This is a genomic window from Streptomyces sp. CT34 (assembly GCF_000805335.1).
In the GTDB taxonomy this organism is placed as follows: Bacteria; Actinomycetota; Actinomycetes; order Streptomycetales; family Streptomycetaceae; genus Streptomyces.
The window spans coordinates 2,516,040-2,534,215 of sequence record NZ_KN708638.1 but is presented as its reverse complement, the minus strand read 5'-3'; the positions used below and the strand labels follow the sequence as shown (position 1 = coordinate 2,534,215).

The window sequence follows — 18,176 nt, the reverse complement described above, 5'->3', positions numbered from 1 at the left end:
GCGGGCCCGCCCGGTCGGTGACCGGACGGGCCCGCTGCGGACGACGGGGTCAGACCGTACGGAACGCCAGCACCACGTTGTGGCCGCCGAAGCCGAACGAGTCGTTCAGCGCCGCGACCCGGCCCTCGGCCGGCAGCGCGCGGGCCTCGCCGCGGACGATGTCCGCGTCCGCCTCCGGGTCGAGGTTCTCGACGTTGATCGTCGGCGGCGCCGTCCGGTGGTACAGCGCCAGGATCGAGGCGACCGTCTCGACGCCGCCCGCGCCGCCCAGGAGGTGACCGGTCATCGACTTGGTCGCGGAGACCGCCATGTGGTCGACGTCGTCGCCGAAGACCTTGCGCAGCGCCTTCAGTTCGGCCAGGTCGCCCTGCGGGGTCGAGGTGGCGTGCGCGTTGACGTGCACGATCTCGGCCGGGTTCAGGTCGCTGTTGTCGAGCAGGTTCTGCAGCGCGTGCGCGATGCCGTTGCCGGACGGCTCGGGCTGCACGATGTCGTGGCTGTCGGCGGAGATGCCCTGGCCGACGGCCTCGGCGTAGACCCGGGCACCGCGCCTGGCGGCGTGCTCGGCCGACTCCAGGATGATCACGCCGGCGCCCTCGCCGAGGACGAAGCCGTTGCGCTCGGTGTCGAACGGGCGGGAGGCGCCCTGCGGGTCCTCGTTGTTCTTCGACATCGCCATCATGTTGCCGAACGCGGCGATCGGCAGCGGGTGGATGGCCGCCTCCGTACCGCCCGCGACGACGACGTCGGCACGGCCCGTACGGATCATCTCGATGGCGTAGCCGATGGCCTCGGAGCCGGACGCGCAGGCGCTGACCGGGGTGTGCACACCGGCGCGGGCGTTGACGTCCAGGCCGACGTTGGCGGACGGTCCGTTGGGCATCAGCATCGGGACGGTGTGCGGGGAGACGCGGCGGACGCCCTTCTCCTTGAGCACGTCGTACTGGCCGAGCAGGGTGGTCACGCCGCCGATGCCGGAGGCGATGACGGTGCCCAGCCGGTCCGGGTTGACCGAACCGGCCGTGCCGGCGCCGGAGTCCGGCTCGCCGGCCTTGGCGGTGAAACCGGCGTCCGCCCAGGCTTCACGGGCCGCGATCAGCGCGAACTGCGCCGAGCGGTCCAGCTTGCGGGCCTGGGCCCGGGGCAGGACGTCGGCCGGATCGACGGCGGCCTGTGCGGCGATCCGGACGGGCAGGTCGGCTGCCCACTCCTGGTCGAGGGTGCCCACACCGGACGTGCCGGCGAGCAGGGCCTCCCAGGTCGAAGCGCTGTCGCCACCCAGCGGTGTGGTTGCGCCGATACCGGTGACGACCACGGTGCGATTGGTCGCGTTCACGGGAATTCTTACTCCACGGGTAGAGGTGTCTGAATCGACGGCGCCACCGCGGGGTGGCGACATGCGCAGAAGAGCTGGGTCAGCTCTGGTGGTCGAGGATGTACTTGGTCGCGTCGCCGACGGTCTTGAGGTTCTTGACGTCGTCGTCCGGGATCTTGACGTCGAAGCGCTCCTCGGCGGCGACGACGACCTCGACCATGGACAGCGAGTCGACGTCCAGGTCGTCGGTGAAGGACTTGTCCATCTGGACGTCCTCGACGGGGATCCCGGCGATCTCGTTCACGATCTCGGCGAGACCGGCAACGATCTCTTCCTGAGTGGCGGCCATGATGGCGCTCCTTCGGTCAATTAGGGGTGAAACTGCATTTTTACGGTGAAGCGTTGAAGCTCTGGACAGCAACCGACACTTACTGCTTCGTGCCGTGCTGCGCAGATCTTGCCTAGGGGAGAGTAACGACCGTCGCGGCGTACACGAGACCCGCCCCGAAGCCGATGACCAGCGCGGTGTCCCCGCTCTTGGCCTGACCGGTCGCCAGCAGCCGCTCCATGGCGAGCGGAATCGAGGCGGCCGAGGTGTTGCCGGTGGTCTCCACATCGCGGGCGACCGTCACACTCTCCGGCAGCTTCAGAGTCTTCACCATCGAGTCGATGATCCGCATGTTGGCCTGATGCGGAATGAAGACGTCCAGGTCGTCCGGGCTGACCCCGGCCGCGTCCAGCGCCTGCTGGGCGACCTTCGCCATCTCGAACACCGCCCACCGGAAGACCGCCTGGCCCTCCTGGGTGATGGCGGGGTAGCGGATCGCCTCGGGGGCGGTGCGCTCCTCCGGGCCGTCACCGCCGGGCGCCGGCGTGGTGCGGTACGCGTCCCAGGGGACGGTCTGCTTGATGGTCTCGGCCTTGTCGCCCTCCGAGCCCCATACGGTCGGGCCGATCGCGGGCTCGGTGGTGGGGCCGACGACCACCGCACCGGCACCGTCGCCGAACAGGAAGGCCGTCGCGCGGTCCTCCAGGTCCGTCAGGTCCGAGAGCCGCTCGACGCCGATCACCAGGACGTGCGTCGCGGAGCCCTCGGTGACCATGCCCTTGGCCAGCGTCAGCCCGTAGCCGAAGCCCGCGCAGCCGGCGGAGATGTCGAACGCGGCCGGCTTGCCCGCGCCGATCAGGTGCGCGATCTCGGTCGCGATGGCCGGGGTCTGCTTGAAGTGCGAGACGGTGGAGACGACCACCGCGTCGATCTGCTCGGGCGTGATACCGGCGTCGGCGATGGCCTTGCCGGACGCCTCGACCGACATCGTCGCGACGGTCTCGTCGGGGCCCGCCCAGTGGCGCGTGGCGATGCCCGACCGCGAGCGGATCCACTCGTCGGACGAGTCGATGTGCTTGAGGATCTCCTCGTTGGGCACGACGCGGGTCGGGCGGTAGCCGCCGACACCCATGATGCGCGCGTACGGGGCACCCTTGGCAGGCTTGATCTTCGAGGTCATGCGCTTCGGACTCCTATTCGGCCGATACCGCGGCGATCAGCTCGCGGGCCGCTTCGAGATCGTCGGGCGTCTTGAGGGCCAGCGTCCGCACGCCGGGCAGGGCGCGCTTGGCCAGGCCGGTGAGCGTGCCGCCCGGGGCCGCCTCGATCAGGGTGGTGACGCCGAGCTCCTTGAAGGTCTCCATGCACCGGTCCCAGCGCACCGGGTTGGCCACCTGGCCCACCAGCCGCTGCACCAGTTCCCGGCCGGAAGTGACCACCTGTCCGTCCTTGTTGGAGACGTAACGGGTGAGCGGGTCGGCGACCGTCAGCTCCGCGGTGGCCGACTCCAGGACCGTGACGGCGGGCGCCATGTGATGCGTGTGGAACGCGCCGGCGACCTTCAACGGCACGACCCGGCGGGTGCCTTCCGGCTTGTTCCCGACCAGGGCGGCGATCTGCTCGGCGGTGCCCGCGGCCACGATCTGGCCGGCGCCGTTCACGTTCGCCGGCGTCAGGCCGAGCTTCTCCAGGTGGGGCAGCACGACGGCCTCGTCGCCGCCGAGGAGCGCGGCCATACCGGTCTCGGTGACCGCGGCGGCCTCGGCCATCGCCAGCCCGCGGCGGCGCACCAGGGCCATCGCCTCGGCGTCGGAGACGGTGCCGGTCAGCGCCGCGGCGGCCAGCTCGCCGACGCTGTGCCCGGCCGCCGCGCCCACCGTTGCGGCGACGTCGTCGGCGGTCGCGAACAGCTGCCGCGCGGAGATCAGGGAGGCCGCCACCAGCAGCGGCTGGGCGACCGCGGTGTCGCGGATCTCGTCTTCGGTGGCCTTTGTGCCGTAGTGGACGAGGTCCAGGTCGATGGCGTCGGACCATTCACGGAGCCGGTCCTCGACGCCGGGGAGGTCGAGCCAGGGGATCAGGAAGCCGGGCGTCTGAGCGCCTTGGCCGGGAGCGACGAGTACGAGCACCCTCACACTCTCTCTTGGGGGAGGTCCCGCCCGCCCGTGGGGACAGGGACGAAGAACCATCGGGGGAATTGTTGGTGTCCGACAAAAGTCTAGGGTTGCGCCTCACCGTCAGCCAGACGCCCCAGAATCAGCGCGATACGCAGCGTAAAGGCCGAGCGCACATCGGACGGTGACCAGCCGGTGACGTCCGTCACACGCCGCAGCCGATAGCGCACGGTGTTGGGGTGGACGAACAACATCCGGGCGGCGCCCTCCAGGCTGCTCGCCTGCTCCAGGTAGACGCTCAGCGTCTCCAGGAGAGCCGACCCCGCCTCCTCCAGCGGTCTGTAGATCTCCTCCACCAACTGCTCGCGCGCGACCGGGTCCGAGGCCATCGCGCGCTCCGGCAGCAGATCGTCGGCGAGCACCGGCCGGGGGGCGTCCGGCCAGGCGGCGCAGGCCCGCAGTCCGGCCGCCGCGGCCTGCGCCGAGCGGGTCGCGGCGAGCAGGTCGGAGACCACCGGGCCGGCCACCACGGGCCCCGCGGCATACGGGCCGATCAGCGCCTTCGCGGCCTTGAGCGGATTGTCCGAGCCGCCCGCGATCACCACCAGGCGGCTGCCCAGGACCCCGGTCAGCACCTGGAGTTTGGCGTGCCGGGCGGCCCGCCGGATCGCCTCGACGGTCAGCTCGCTGTCCCCGTCCGGGGCGGTGCCCAGAACCACGCACACATGCTCCGGCGCGTTCCAGCCGAGCGCCGCGGCCCGCGAGACCGCGCCCTCGTCGGCCTCCCCGGAGAGCACCGCGTTGACCACCAGCGACTCCAGCCGGGCGTCCCAGGCGCCGCGCGCCTCGGCGGCCTGCGCGTAGACCTGGGCGGTGGCGAAGGCGATCTCCCGGGCGTAGACCAGCAGCGCCTCGCGCAGCACGGACTCGTCGCCGGGCGCCGCGACATCGTCGATCGCGGCCTCCATGACCTCGATCGTGGTGCGGACCATCTCGACGGTCTGCCGCAGGGTGATCGCCCGGGTCAGCTCGCGCGGTGCCGTGCCGAAGACGTCGGTGCTGATCGCCTGCGGCGTCTCGGGGTGCCGGAACCACTCGGTGAACGCGGCGATACCGGCCTGCGCGACCAGCCCGATCCAGGAACGGTTCTCCGGGGGCATCGCGCGGTACCACGGCAGCGTGGCGTCCATACGGGAGATGGCCGCCGCCGCCAGTTTGCCGGACGAGTTCTCCAGGCGCCGGAGGGTCGCCGAGTGCGGGTGCGCGTCGCGCGATGCGGGTTCAGACACGGGACAAGCCTGCCCTATCGGGATGAGGGGGTGCGGCGGCGGGGCTACGGTGGGCCGATGATTCAGGTGCGCAGAGGTGAGGAACGGTATCGGGGCGGCGGTGCGGACGCCGGGATCGCGTCGCTGCACGCGTTCTCCTTCGGGCCCCACTACGACCCGGACAACCTGCGCTTCGGCGCGCTGATCGCCTGCAACGAGGAGCGCCTCGCGCCCGGCGCCGGCTTCGACGAACATCCGCACCGGGACACCGAGATCGTCACCTGGGTCGTCGAGGGGGAACTGACCCACCGCGATTCGGCGGGCCATGAGACGACCGTACGCCCCGGCGACCTCCAGCGGCTCAGCTCGGCCGGCGGGGTGCGGCACGTCGAACGCAACTCCGGTGCCGAGCCGCTGTGCTTCGTCCAGATGTGGCTGGCCCCGCTCTCCCACGGGGGCGACCCCTCGTACGAGGTGGTCCGCGGTATCGCCGACGGCACCCCGTACGCGCTTGCGCGCGCCGGCGCCATGCTGCACGTGCGCCGCCTCGCGGACGGCGAGCGCACCGCCCTCCCCGATGCCGCCCGGGTGTACGTGCACGTGGTGCGCGGCGCGGTGCGGCTCGGTGCGGAGCGCCTGGCGGCCGGTGACGCGGCGCGGATCACGGACGCCGAAGGGCTGGAACTGGTGGGGCTGGCCGGGGCGGAGTGCCTGGTGTGGGAGATGCCGCCGGAGCCGGTGCACGGGTAGCGGAGCGGGCGGCATACGGGAGGGCCGGATGCCGCGCACTCCGTACCGGGGCCGGGAACGGTCAGCGGGCGGCCAGCTCGGCCAGCACCGCATCGGTCAGTTTCGGCCATGCCTCGATGGCCCACGGCCCGAAGTCCCGGTCGGTGAGCGCGACGCACGCCATCCGCGCGTCCGGGTCCACCCACAGGAACGTTCCCGACTGCCCGAAGTGCCCGAAGGTGCGTGGCGAGGAGCCGGCGCCGGTCCAGTGCGGCGACTTCCCGTCGCGGATCTCGAAGCCCAGCCCCCAGTCGTTGGGCTTCTGGTGGCCGTAGCCGGGCAGCACGCCGGTGAGCCCCGGGAAGGCGACGCCGGTCGCCTCCGCGAGAGTCTGCGGTGCGAGCAGCCGGGGCGCCTGGAGCTCGGCCGCGAAACGGATCAGGTCCGCGACCGTGGAGACGCCGTCCTTGGCCGGTGAGCCGGGGAGGTCCGTCGCGGTCATCCCGAGCGGGGCGAGCACCGCCTCGTGCAGATACTGCGGGAAGGGGATGTCGGTCGCCTTGGCGATGTGGTCGCCGAGCGCCTCGAAACCGGCGTTGGAGTAGATCCGGCGGGTGCCCGGCGCGGCCATCGCGCGCTGCTCGTCGAAGGCCAGCCCCGAGGTGTGGGCGAGCAGATGACGGACCGTGGCCCCCTCGGGACCGGCCGGTTCGTCCAGTTCGACGGCGCCCTCCTCGATGGCGAGCAGCGCGGCGTAGGCGGCCAGCGGCTTGGTGACCGACGCCAGCGGGAAGCGGTGCTCCAGCGGGCCGTACGCTCCGGCCACCGAGCCATCGGCTCGTACGACGGCGGCCGAGGCGGTGGGCACCGGCCAGTTCTCGATCATCCGCAGGCTCTGCATGGTCCGAGCCTACGGGGTGCCCCGACGGCCTCAAATTCCGGTCAAGTCTCGCCGCGATCGGCGCTTGCCTGGAGTGCACTCCAGGTCTCTAGCGTTGGGGAGGTCGAGAGGCATCCGGCCAGAAACCCGACGCCGGCGCGGCGTCCGGGGACGAACTGAGCCATCCGGCGAAGAGGGGGAGACACGGTATGACCGTGACGCAGAGCGAGCGTGCGACCGGCGGCGCGACCATGACCGGCGGTCTGCCGGAGACGGTGCGCTGCCCCCGGCCGCGGCCGGCGACACCGCGGGGCTGCGGCACCTCGCCCGCCCATCCGCGACCCACCGGCCACGACCGGTACACGATCAGTGAGGTGGCCGAGCACACCGGTCTGAGCGCGCACACCCTGCGCTGGTACGAGCGGATCGGCCTGATGCCGCATGTGGACCGTACGCACACGGGGCAGCGCCGCTTCACCAACCGCGATCTGGATTGGCTGGATCTGGTCGCCAAGCTGCGGCTGACCGGCATCCCGGTCGCCGACATGGTCCGTTACGCGGAGCTGGTGCGGGCCGGCGACGGCACCTTCGCCGAGCGCGAGCGGCTGCTGACCGAGCACCGCGAGGACGTACGGCGGCGGATAGCCGAGCTGCAGAGCACACTCGACGTACTCGACTACAAGATCGACGTCTATGCCGACGCCCGGCGGGCGTCCGAGAGGTTCTGAGGTCTCATGGGGAGCGAGAAGATCGACACGGTTGAGCTGGGCACCGGCGGCCCGCGGGTGGGAGTGCAGGGCCTCGGCTGTATGGGCATGAGCTGGGCCTACGGCCCCACCGACGCCGACGAGGCGCGGGCCACCCTGGAGCGCGCCCTCGAACTGGGCGTCACGCTCTACGACACCGCCGATGTCTACGGCCTGGGCGAGAACGAGAAGTTCCTCGCCCCCTTCCTCCGGGCGCACCGCGACGAGGTGGTGCTGGCCACCAAGTTCGCGCTGGTCGCCGGTCCGGACGAGCCCTTCGCCCGCACCATCCGCAACGACCGCGGCTACGTCCGGCAGGCCGTCGAGGCCAGCCTGCGGCGGCTCGGCGTCGACGTGATCGACCTCTATTACATGCACCGCCGCGATGTGCGCGTCCCGATGGAGGAATCGGTCGGCGCGATGGCCGAGTTGGTGACCGAGGGCAAGGTCAGGCATCTGGGGCTGAGCGAGGTGACCGCCTCCGAGCTGCGCGCGGCGCACGCCGTGCACCCGATCGCGGCGGTCCAGTCCGAGTGGTCGCTCTTCAGCCGCGACATCGAGGAGAGCGTGGTCCCGGCCGCGGCCGGCCTCGGCGTCGCCCTCGTCCCGTACTCGCCGCTCGGCCGCGGCTTCCTGACCGGCTCCTTCGTGCACGCCGACCAGGAGCTGGGCGAGGACGACTTCCGCCGCGGGCAGCCCCGCTTCACGGGGGACAACGCCGCCGCCAACGCCGCGCTGCTGGAACCGATCCGGAAGATCGCGGACTCGCACGGCGCGACGCTCGGCCAGGTCGCGCTGGCGTGGGTGCACCACCGGGCCGCCGCCCACGGGCTGACGGTCGTCCCGATCCCCGGCACGAGCAAGCGCCGCCGGATCGAGGAGAACACCGGCGCCACGCGGCTCGCACTGAGCGAGCGGGACCTGGCGCTGCTGGAGCCGATCGCGGGCCGGGTGGCGGGGGACCGGTACGCCGACATGACGTTCACGTCGGCCGGCCGGGAGTAACGGACCGGGCACCACGACGCCGGCGCGGCGGGCCCAACGGGCCGCGGGACGCAGGGTGTTCGGCGGCCCCGGGTTCCGGTGTGGTGCGGCGCCCCGGTGCCTTTTGGCGCCTTCCGGCGGGTGATCAGTCCGGTCACGCGCCGGAAGGCACCGTGCAGAGGGGCGGACGTGCGCCCGCCGGGCGGCTACCCGAGCCCCAGCGCGAACACCGCGAACCCGCCCGCCAGCACCGCCGCGACCGCCCGGCGGGCCCGCCCCACGCCGGTCCACGGCGTCTCGAAGCGGCGGGTGACGCGCCCGATGAGGACGAGCAGGACGGCGAAGACCGGCAGCCAGGCCAGTCGCGCCAGGATCCAGCCGGGAGAGTCGGGGGCGACGGTCAGGCCCGGTACGGCGCCGGCGAGGGAGAACGGCACGGCCGCCGAGAACATCGCGGTCTGGTGCCAGCACAGGATCGTCATCGCACACAGGTTGATCACCACGACCGGCGCCCACAGCGCGGGCCGGCGCAGCAGCGCGGCCAGCCGGTCGCGGAGCAGGATCGCGGCCCCGGACTGCGCCGCGGCCAGCGCCAGGACCAGCAGCGACGGCGGGTGGGAGTTGGTCCGGTCCTGTCCGGGGACCCCGACCATGCTCGCCGGGTAGTGGAAGAACAGCAGCAGCGCGGCGAACAGCGCGGCGCCGCCGAGCAGCAGCGTCCAGGCGGCGCGCCGGCCCAGCCGCCGCTCGCCCCAGGAGACGCCGAGCTGGTAGGCGAACAGCCAGCCGGGCAGCAGATTGAGCAGGCTCAGCCAGGTCGGCATGGCCTCCGCGTACGGCCCGTACCGCAGGAGGTCGACGACGGCGACCGTCGCGAGCAGCGGCGCCGCGGCCCATCCGCCCATCCGCCGGGCGGCGCGGGCGCAGTACGGCGTGAGCGCGGTGACCAGCACATACACCCCGACGAACCAGAGCGGCTGGATCACCAGCGTCGCCCCGGTGCGCAGCGTCGCGGCGGGCACCCCCAGGCTGTACAGCAGCGGTAGCAGCGCCGCCCAGACGGCGGTAACGCCCAGCACCGGCCGGCCCAGCCGGACGATCCGGCCGCGCAGCCAGGCGCCGGTGGCCTCGCCCCGCGCCGTGGCGCGCCGCAGGGACAGCACCGAGGCATGGCCGCCGACCAGGAAGAAGATGCCGAGCATCTGCAGTAACCAGCTCGCCGGTGCGAGAAAGCCCAAGGCGGTCAGCGGGCTGGCGTTGTGCAGCGCACCGCCGGCGTCCCGGGTGAAGCCGCCGAGCAGCCAGTGGCCGGTGGGGACGGAGAGCAGGGCGAGGGCGCGCAGTCCGTCGACGGCGCGGTCGCGGTGGGCCGGGGTGCGGTCCTCGATGGTGTGGACGGTGGTGCGCACGGTGCGGGTGAGGTGTACGAGAGGTGCGGTGTCCATGGGGCGTCCCTGGGGAAGTGGTGGATGCCGGGCGGCCGATCGCGGGTACCCGGTGGTGAGTTCTGCGGTCTGGCCACCTAGGGGGTGCGTGCGGGATGGCGGTGGCCGAGGGGGAGGGGGCCGCCGGGCGGCGCGGGCGGGCGGCACCCGGTGGCGGGCCGGTCGACGGGCGGGCCGGCCGCGGTCAGCGCACGGCGGCGTAGCGGCCCAGCGCGATCGCGGCGAAGTTGCGCAGGGAGTCCGTACCGGGGGCGAGGTATCCGGTGTGGCCGCGGGCGTTCTCGGCGGAGACGCGGCGGGCGCCGAACGCCGGATCGGTCGGGTCCGTACCGTGCCCCAGGCCCAACAGCTCGACGTTCGGGACGTCGCCTATCCAGTCGGAGGCGTCCCGCGCCGCCCACACCCGGGCCGGGGTGCGCAGCTCCGCCACGTCGCCGTGGCGCATCCCGGGCGAGCCGAACACCACCAGGTCGGCGATCGCACCGCGTTCCAGGTGCGGCGCGGCCAGCCCGCAGACCACCGAGCCGTAGCTGTGGCAGAACACCGCCGGCGCCGGGGCGCCGAGGGCGGTGAGACCGGACAGCAGGCGGGCCAGCCGGGGCGCGCCGGCCTCGGCGAGCCGGCCGGTCGCCGCGTCCGGGCCGAGGCCGACCGGGGTGGTGTAGCCGACCCAGGCGATCACCGCCGTACGGGTCCCGGGGGCATCCGACGCCATCTGCCGGCGCAGCGACTCGGCCATTCCGGTCGGGGTGCCGTACGGGTCCTTGGCGCGGTCGAACGACGCCAGGTCGATATCCGAGCCGGGCACGATCACCGCGGTCCGCTCGGCGGTCGTCAAGTTACCGTGCACTTCCGCCACTTGACCGCGTCCGCGCGGGTCGAAGGCGAGGATGTGGCGCCCGGGGGCGAGCAGCGCGGCACAGCGGTCGGCGGCCTTCCTGGCCTGCCGGTGGTCCTGGAGGGTGCCGGCCGGGTCGGTGGCGAGGGCGAGCCGGCGGTCCCGCTCCGCGCGCAGCGCTCGGGCGTTGGCCTCGTAGCGCAGGGCGACCGGTGCCCCGTCGAGATTGCCGACGGTGAGCGGATGTCGGGCGGCGAGCGCCTGCCGCTGGTGGTCGGTCAGCGCGGCGAAGAAGCGGGCGACCTCGGCGGGGGCCGCGGTCGCCGGATCCGGCAGCCGCACGCCGAGCGAGTGGTCGGCCCGCCAGGCGGCGGCCCCGGGCGCCGGCCCGGTCACCGCGGTCTGTGCGGTGCCGCCCGCCCACCCGCCGGTACCCGCGACGACGGCCGCGGCCAGTGCGGCGGCGACGACGGTCCGCTTGCTGCGCCGAACGGCGTTGCGCGGCACGGTCATGGTGGTCTCTCCCTCTTCCAGCGGTGTGGCGGAGGGAAAGGTAGGAAGACGGTGTATGACGTGACGTCACACCGGGGCGCCAACTCCCGGGTGATACCGGGGTAGGGGGTGCCGGCGCGCCCTCGTCCTCGCGGAGGAGAGCGCGGGGGCTGCCCCCAGAGGCGGGGTGGGGCCGGCAGGAAGGTGGGGTGGGGCTACCCGGAGGACGGCCGCGGTCACCGCTCCCCGGGCGCCACCAGACCCGACTCATACGCGAAGATCACGGCCTGGGCGCGGTCCCGTAGCTCCAACTTGGCGAGCACCCGGCCGATATGGGTCTTCACGGTCTGCTCGGCGAGTATCAGCGCATCGGCGATCTCCTGGTTGGACAGACCGCGGGCGATCAGCTCCAGGACTTCCGTCTCCCGCGGCGTCAGGCCGTTCAGCCGCAGTGAGGCGCGGTCCTTGCGGGGCGCCGGCCGCTGACGGGCGAAGTCGGCGATCAGCCGCCGGGTCACCGACGGCGCGAGCAGCGCCTCGCCGGCCGCCACCACGCGCACCGCGGAGATCAGATCGGCCGGCGGCGCGTCCTTGAGCAGAAACCCGGACGCGCCCGCCCGCAGCGCCTCGTAGACGTAGTCGTCGACATCGAAGGTGGTCAGCATCAGCACCTTCGGGCGGTGGGTGACGCCGATCGGCGGATCGAGCAGCCGGCGGGCCGCCTCCAGCCCGTCCATCTCCGGCATCCGGACGTCCATCAGCACCACATCGGGGTGCGTCCGCCGGCTCAGCGCCACGCCCTGCACACCGTCCGGGGCGTCACCCACCACATCGATATCGCTCTGCGCGGCGAGCAGGGCGGCGAATCCCGCCCGCACCATGGCCTGGTCGTCGACGATGATCACGCGCGTGGTCATGGGGAGTCGGAGTCCTTCGCTGAGAGGGGAGCCGCCCCGGAGAGCGGTGCGGAGAGCGGGAGTTGGGCGGCGACCCGGAAGCCCCCGTCGGGCAGCGGCCCGGTGTCGAGTGTGCCGTCCACCAGACGCACCCGCTCCCGCATGCCGACCAGGCCGTGTCCGGTGCCGCTGGTCTCCAGCGGCGCGGACGGCACCGGTGGCACCGGCGGCCGGGAGTTGACGACGAGCACCGTCAGCCGCGCGCCGTCCCCGGTCGTCGTCACCGACACCCGGGTCGGCGAGCCCGGCGCATGCCGCACCACATTGGCCAGCGCCTCCTGGACGATGCGGTACGCCGACAGGTCCACCGCCGGTTCCGGCACCACCGGCTCCTCCGGCAGCACCAACTCGACCGGCACACCGGCCCGTACGGTGGCCTCGACCAGCTTCGGCAGCTGGCCGATCCCGGGCTGCGGGGCCTTCTCCGGACCGTCCTGCCGCTCCGCCTCCTCGCTGCGCAGCACCCCGAGCAGCCGGCGCATCTCCGCCAGCGACTCGCGCGCGGTGGCGGCGATCGACCCGAACTCCTCCTGGGCCTCCTGGGGTATCCCGCCGATGCGGTAGGGGGCGCTGTCGGCCTGGACCGTGATCACCGACATGTGGTGGGCGACGACATCGTGCAGCTCACGGGCGATACGGGTGCGCTCCTCCAGCAGCGTGCGCCGGGCGCGCTCCGCCTCGCTGATGGTCTCCTGCTCCTGCAACTTCCGCTGGGCATCGCCGCGTTCCCGCAGGGCGGCACCCATCAGCAGCATGACGCCGGCCAGGACGAACATCAGCACCCAGGTGCTCTGCGTCTTGTCGGGCGCGAACGTCTCGGCGACGATCCCGGCGGCCCCGGTCGTCAGCCAGACCGCGATCAGGGTGCGCCGGCGCTCGCGCAGCGACAGCGCCAGCATCAGCACGAGATAGCCGACGATCACCGTGGGCGGCCAGGGCCAGGTGCGGCCCGCTACGCCGTCGGCGCCTTGCAACGCCACGGCACCGACGAGATCCGCCGCGAAGATCACCCACCACGCCTGGAGCGGCCGGGTCACCGCCAGCAGCAGCGGCACGCTCTGCGCGGTGGCGAGCGCGCCCGCCAGACCGCCGCTCATGCCGTAGTCGTTGTGGAGGACGTTCACGCCCGACGGCAGCAGGGACACCGTGAACACGAACGCGACGAGGTACGGCAGGCGGCGCAGCCAGCGGCTCTGCACGCCGGCGAACAGCGGCGTGCCGGGACCGGCCGGGGTGCCGAGCTCGACGGCCAGGATGCGCACCGCCTGCCGTGCGGCGCGCAGCGCCTTGGTGCGGGCCGGCTCGGGCCCGTCGCCGCGGGCCGGCTCGCGTTCTGGGGTGGGGGGTCGCTTGAACATCGCGACATCAATGTAAGCGGACCGCCCGCACACCGGCGTCATACCAGGGTTCGGGCTTCCGGCCCGTACCACGGTATGACGCCCACCCGGCCGGCCCGGGCCCGCGCGCGCCTCGTCCGCCCGGCCCCGCCCGGAGCCCCCGCCCTTCAGAGTTCCGCCAGCAACTCCGCCTTCTTCGCGCTGAATTCGGCGTCCGTCAGCAGCCCCGCCTCGTGCAGCTCCCCGAGATGCCGGATCCGGTCCGCGATGTCGGCCGGGGTCCCGGCGGGTCTCCCCGGCCCGGCGCACCGGCTCGCGCTCCGGCACGTCCGCCGCCGGCTCGGCGGCGCGCACGGCCTCCAGCACGGAGGCGGCGAACGGCAGCGACTCGTGGACCAGGCCGTAGCCGAGCCCGAAGACCACCGCCGCCGGGTCCTGGTCGGCCTCGCCGGCCCCCGGCTCGCGGGCCCCGCGCTCCAGCAACCGCAGATAGCCGTTGAAGATCTCCGGCGAGCGCCACTCCACCCCGGTCAGCTCGTCGACGGCGAACGTCTGGTCGCCGCTCTTCCACTTCGCCGAGGACGCGCCCGTCCAGAACCAGCGGAAGGCGACCGACCGGCCGTCGAAGGACGCCTTGCCGTCGTACGCCTTGAAGTGCAGCGGGGGCTCCGGTGCGGCCACGAGGTGGCGCTCGGCGGGCTCCTTCGCGGCGGGCCCCAGCGCCGTGCGCAGCTCGTCGGCGTAGAACTCGGCCAGCGTCTCGCGCTCGGCCGGCAGCACCAGCCGGTACGGGTCGGCGTCCTCCTTGAGCTGTCCGTTCGCGGCCTCCATCAGGGGGTCGGCCCCCTGTCGCGGCACGGCGTGCAGCACCACCGTGCCGCGTCTGCCCTGGGAGACCTCGACAGACTTCAGCGCCTCGTACGGGATGCGTCGCTCGCCGAGCGCCTGGTACAGCCTCGGCCTGCGGATCCCCCGTTCGAAGCGGATGAGCACGGAGTCCGTGTCGAACTCCCAGACGGCGTGAAAGCCGGCCAGCACATCACCCATGTGGCTCATCGTATGCGGGTGGTTGCCCGCCCGTCCCCCTTCCGGACATCTGTGCTACGCGCGTCGCGGGCATCCCGGTCAGCTGCCGGGTGCCTTGCTCTGTTCACGTCACCCGCACCGGCCGCGGTTCCCGCGGGTACGGCCCGTCCCCGGGCGCCGGGCCGTACCCGCGGGCAACCGGCTGCGCGCATCCGGCCGTCAGGCCAGGTCCGTGCTGCAGTGGGGGTCGCTGGAGGCGCACTCCACCGACGTGACGGCACCGACGCCCACCATCGCGAAGTTGCGCAGACTGCGGGTGCCAGGAGCGAAGTAGCCGGCGTGCCCGGCGGCGCCGGCGGCCGTCAGGATCCGCGCCCCGAAGGACGGATCGACCGGGTCGGCGCCGTGGCCGAGTCCGCCGACCTCCAGGTACGGCACGTCCTGGATCCAGTCGTCGGCGTCCCGCATCGCCCAGACCCGGGCGTGCGTGCCCAGCCCGGACAGGCTGTCGGCCCGCATGCCGGGGCTGCCCGCCACCGCGATGTCGGTCACGTTGTCCGGCAGGCTCCGGGCCGCGACGCCGCACACCACGGACCCGTAACTGTGGCAGAACAGCGAGACGGAGTCATCGGACGGCAGGGAGTCGACCAGGGCGCGCAGCCGGACCGCGCCGGCCTCGGCGAGCTGCCCCGTCGCGGCCTCGACGCCCACTCCGGCCGGCGTGGTGTAGTCGGCCCAGGCGATCACCGCCGTACGGGCCCGGGGGCGGGCGGACCGCTCGGCGTCGTAGAGGGACTGCGCCATGCCCACGGGGGCGGCGGTCGCCTTGGCGGTGCGCTCGAAGGTCGACAGGTTGGTGTCCACCCCTGGCACCACCACCGAGACCCGGTCGGCCGTGGTGAGGTCGCCGAAGACCTCCGCGGCCCGGCCGTCGCCTGCCGGGTCGAAGGCCAGGATCTGGCGGCCGTCGCTCATCAGCGATTCGAGGCGGTGCATCAGCTGGCCCGCCTCCTGGCGGCCGACCGGCGTGAGGCGGTGGTCGCCCATGCGTCGTTTCTCGACGGCGCGGGCGGCGTCGACGGCCATGCGGTTGGCGCTGTAGCGCAGCTCGACGGGGGCGCCGCCCATGTTGCCGACGACCAGCGGGTAGCGGTGCGCGAGCTGCTGACGCTCGGCCCCGTCGAGCCTGGCGAAGAACGCGCGGACGGTGGCCGGCGCACTGTCCGGGTCGGGCAGCGGGTGCCCGTGGAACGTGGCGTGCCGCCAGGCGGCTTTCGCGGTGGCCAGGGGGTTGGCGTCGTCCTTGGTGCCTCTGATCGCCGTCCAGCCGGTCATGGCAAGCATCACGAACACCACCACCAGGGCGAGCGAGGCACGCCAGGCGGTGGATTGCAGGAAACCGGAGGAGGGGCCGAGGCCCGCGAAAGAAGAAGTCACCGCGGGCCACCCTAGGAGACGCGGGAGGGTGCCTGCTGAGGCCAGTGAGGCATCTCACGTTTCGCGAAGGGTATTTCGGCCAAAACGGACATCCGATGTCGTTGATCGGTGCTCACTCGTGCGGAGTCCGTCTCATTGGGCAGTAAACCGATCACCCATGGAATAAAGGCCGTTACGCCAGGTTGAGGGCATGCCCACGCCCAACGGGCGGTGTGCTCAGCGGGTCCGCCAGTCGGCGTCGATCGCCGGACCGATGTGGTCCAGATAGGACTGCGTCAGCTCACGGATCGCCTCCACGGTGCAGTCCTGGCCCTCGCCCCAGACCTTCCCGGCCACCCGCATCACGCCGCTGAACGCCGCGACCAGCACCCGCGGGCGGGGATCGGTGTCCACGTCCAGTCCCTCGCGCCGGGCGATCAACTGGGCGATCTGCTCCTCCAGTTCGGACGAGCGGCGCAGATGCGCGGCGACCAGCGCGGGCGTGGACTCGATCATCTGGTACGAGCGCATGTGCAGGTCCACCGGGACCACCGAGGCGATGGCGTTGCCGATGTCGTCCCAGGCCACCATCACGGCGCTGCGCAGCGCGGTCAGCGGGGCCTCGTCCGCGGGGCGGGCGCGCAGTTCGTCGAGGAAGCGCGCCTCGACCATGTCCTGGACGGCGAAGGCGACGTCCTGCTTGTTGGCGAAGTACCGGAAGAAGGTGCGCTGGGAGACCTCCACGGCCTCGGCGATCTCGTCGATCGTCGTCGCCTCGTACCCCTGCTCCGTGAAGAGCTCCAGCGCCGCACGGATCAGGGCGTCGCGGGTGCGCTGCTTCTTGCGTTCGCGCAGGCCGCCGGTGGGTGCCGCTTGCGGCGTCGGGGTCGCCATCCTGCGCCGCCTTTCCCTGGTGTTCTCGCTGCTCAGAATACCTGTGAGGTAAATGACAGTTACCGACTCATGAATCACTTTGTCAATTGTCAGTGGCTGACATTAGCCTCGAATCATGAGTTCACAAACCCCGGTCGCCGACGTCGCACCGGAACTTCCCGTACCGGAGCCTCGAAAGGGGCTGCGGGGCCATCCCTGGCTGACTCTCTTCTCCGTCGCCATCGGCGTCATGATGGTGGCGCTCGACGGCACGATCGTCGCCATCGCCAACCCGGCCATCAAGGAGGACCTCGGCGCGTCGCTCGCCGACGTTCAATGGATCACCAACGGCTACATGCTCGCGCTGGCCGTCGCGCTGATCACCGCGGGCAAGCTCGGCGACCGCTTCGGCCACCGCCAGACCTTCCTCATCGGCATCGTCGGCTTCGCCGCCGCGTCCGGTGCCATCGGCTTCTCCAGCCAGGTCGCGCTGGTCATCGTCTTCCGTGTGCTGCAGGGCCTGTTCGGTGCGCTGCTGATGCCCGCCGCGCTGGGGCTGCTGCGCGCCACCTTCCCGGCCGAGAAGCTGAACATGGCCATCGGCATCTGGGGCATGGTCATCGGTGCCTCCACCGCCGGCGGCCCGATAGTCGGCGGACTGCTGGTCGAGCACGTCAACTGGCAGTCCGTGTTCTTCATCAACGTGCCGGTCGGCGCGCTGGCCCTGATCCTCGGCCTGGTGATCCTCAAGGACCACCGCGCGGAGAACGCCCCCCGCTCCTTCGACATCCCCGGCATCGTGCTGCTGTCCGGGGCGATGTTCTGCCTCATCTGGCCGCTGATCAAGGCGACGGACTGGGGCTGGGGCGACATGAAGACCTGGGGCTTCCTGATCGCCGCGGTCGTCCTCTTCGCGCTCTTCGCCGTCCTGGAGACCAAGGTCCGCGAGCCGCTGATCCCGCTGCGGATGTTCCGCTCCGTGCCGCTGACCGCCGGCACGGTCCTCATGGTGCTGATGGCCTTCGCCTTCATGGGCGGACTGTTCTTCGTGACCTTCTACCTCCAGAACGTCCATGGCATGAGCCCCGTCGACAGCGGTCTGCACCTCCTGCCGCTGACCGGCATGATGATCGTCGGCTCGCCGCTCGCGGGCGCGCTGATCACCAAGCTCGGCCCCCGGATCCCGCTGGTCGGCGGCATGGTCTTCACCGCCGTCGCCATGTACGGCATGTCCGGTCTGGACACGAGCACCGGCACCGGCCCGATGTCCCTCTGGTTCGCCCTGCTCGGTCTGGGCCTCGCGCCGGTCATGGTCGGCGCCACCGAGGTCATCGTGGGCAACGCCCCGCTGGAGCTGTCCGGTGTGGCCGGCGGTCTCCAGCAGGCCGCCATGCAGGTCGGCGGCAGCCTCGGTACGGCCGTGCTCGGC

Annotated in this window: 16 protein-coding genes and 1 pseudogene; 4 read left to right on the top strand and 13 right to left on the bottom strand. The window is 72.5% G+C overall.

The annotated features are described in order from the left end of the window. Positions 1-49: 49 nt before the first annotated feature. The 5 genes from RZ84_RS11225 to RZ84_RS11205 all read right to left on the bottom strand — a co-directional run bounded on the left by RZ84_RS11225 (position 50) and on the right by RZ84_RS11205 (position 5,046). Positions 50-1,336: a beta-ketoacyl-[acyl-carrier-protein] synthase family protein gene (locus RZ84_RS11225; RefSeq protein WP_043264205.1), complete on the bottom strand. Its 1,287-nt coding sequence runs from the start codon at positions 1,334-1,336 to the stop codon at positions 50-52. A gap of 79 nt (positions 1,337-1,415) precedes the next feature. Beyond that, entirely contained in the window at positions 1,416-1,664 is a 249-nt protein-coding gene (locus RZ84_RS11220; protein ID WP_043264204.1) for an acyl carrier protein, read from the bottom strand. Between the two features lie 112 nt (positions 1,665-1,776). After that, positions 1,777-2,823, bottom strand: coding sequence for a ketoacyl-ACP synthase III (locus tag RZ84_RS11215; protein ID WP_043264203.1), 1,047 nt, complete (start codon positions 2,821-2,823; stop codon positions 1,777-1,779). Positions 2,824-2,836: 13 nt separating this feature from the next. Further along, on the bottom strand, positions 2,837-3,772 hold the full coding sequence (locus RZ84_RS11210) for an ACP S-malonyltransferase (protein WP_043264202.1): 936 nt from the start codon (positions 3,770-3,772) through the stop codon (positions 2,837-2,839). Between the two features lie 89 nt (positions 3,773-3,861). After that, a complete protein-coding gene (locus RZ84_RS11205; protein ID WP_043264201.1) occupies positions 3,862-5,046 on the bottom strand; it encodes a PucR family transcriptional regulator in 1,185 nt (394 codons plus the stop codon). A 57-nt stretch (positions 5,047-5,103) separates the two neighbouring features. On the opposite strand from RZ84_RS11205, the gene RZ84_RS11200 reads away from it, so the two are divergent. After that, positions 5,104-5,775: a pirin family protein gene (locus RZ84_RS11200; protein ID WP_198539968.1), complete on the top strand. Its 672-nt coding sequence runs from the start codon at positions 5,104-5,106 to the stop codon at positions 5,773-5,775. Between the two features lie 61 nt (positions 5,776-5,836). Here the strand turns inward: RZ84_RS11200 and RZ84_RS11195 are convergent, their stop codons facing one another. Beyond that, a complete protein-coding gene (locus tag RZ84_RS11195; RefSeq protein WP_043264199.1) occupies positions 5,837-6,655 on the bottom strand; it encodes a serine hydrolase domain-containing protein in 819 nt (272 codons plus the stop codon). 188 nt (positions 6,656-6,843) lie between these two features. On the opposite strand from RZ84_RS11195, the gene RZ84_RS11190 reads away from it, so the two are divergent. Next, positions 6,844-7,362 (top strand): MerR family transcriptional regulator, encoded by a 519-nt coding sequence (locus tag RZ84_RS11190; protein ID WP_043264198.1) that lies wholly within the window; start codon positions 6,844-6,846, stop codon positions 7,360-7,362. 6 nt (positions 7,363-7,368) lie between these two features. Continuing rightward, a complete protein-coding gene (locus tag RZ84_RS11185) occupies positions 7,369-8,385 on the top strand; it encodes an aldo/keto reductase (protein WP_043264197.1) in 1,017 nt (338 codons plus the stop codon). Positions 8,386-8,570: 185 nt separating this feature from the next. On the opposite strand, the gene RZ84_RS11180 is transcribed toward RZ84_RS11185, so the two are convergent. The 7 genes and pseudogenes from RZ84_RS11180 to RZ84_RS11155 form a co-directional block, all read right to left on the bottom strand. Continuing rightward, on the bottom strand, positions 8,571-9,809 hold the full coding sequence (locus RZ84_RS11180) for an acyltransferase family protein (RefSeq protein ID WP_052229881.1): 1,239 nt from the start codon (positions 9,807-9,809) through the stop codon (positions 8,571-8,573). Between the two features lie 184 nt (positions 9,810-9,993). Continuing rightward, complete coding sequence (locus RZ84_RS11175) at positions 9,994-11,160, bottom strand: alpha/beta hydrolase (RefSeq protein WP_043264196.1); 1,167 nt, start codon at positions 11,158-11,160, stop codon at positions 9,994-9,996. A gap of 215 nt (positions 11,161-11,375) precedes the next feature. Continuing rightward, positions 11,376-12,056 carry a response regulator gene (locus RZ84_RS11170; RefSeq protein WP_043264195.1) on the bottom strand — a complete coding sequence of 227 codons (681 nt, stop codon included), beginning with the start codon at positions 12,054-12,056 and terminating at the stop codon, positions 11,376-11,378. Next, on the bottom strand, positions 12,053-13,453 hold the full coding sequence (locus RZ84_RS11165) for a sensor histidine kinase (protein ID WP_043269611.1): 1,401 nt from the start codon (positions 13,451-13,453) through the stop codon (positions 12,053-12,055). Before RZ84_RS11165 ends, RZ84_RS11170 begins: the two co-directional genes overlap by 4 nt. Positions 13,454-13,599: 146 nt before the next feature. After that, positions 13,600-14,479: pseudogene (locus tag RZ84_RS36425) on the bottom strand (DUF4429 domain-containing protein). Positions 14,480-14,677: 198 nt separating this feature from the next. Further along, the gene (locus tag RZ84_RS11160; RefSeq protein ID WP_052229880.1) at positions 14,678-15,895 is read right to left on the bottom strand and encodes an alpha/beta hydrolase; all 1,218 of its coding nucleotides are present in this window, start codon (positions 15,893-15,895) and stop codon (positions 14,678-14,680) included. Between the two features lie 216 nt (positions 15,896-16,111). Beyond that, entirely contained in the window at positions 16,112-16,768 is a 657-nt protein-coding gene (locus RZ84_RS11155) for a TetR family transcriptional regulator (protein WP_043264194.1), read from the bottom strand. Between the two features lie 115 nt (positions 16,769-16,883). Here RZ84_RS11155 and RZ84_RS11150 point away from each other — a divergent pair. Then, positions 16,884-18,176: MFS transporter (locus RZ84_RS11150; protein ID WP_241777658.1), on the top strand; the 1,293-nt coding region annotated here is incomplete at its 3' end.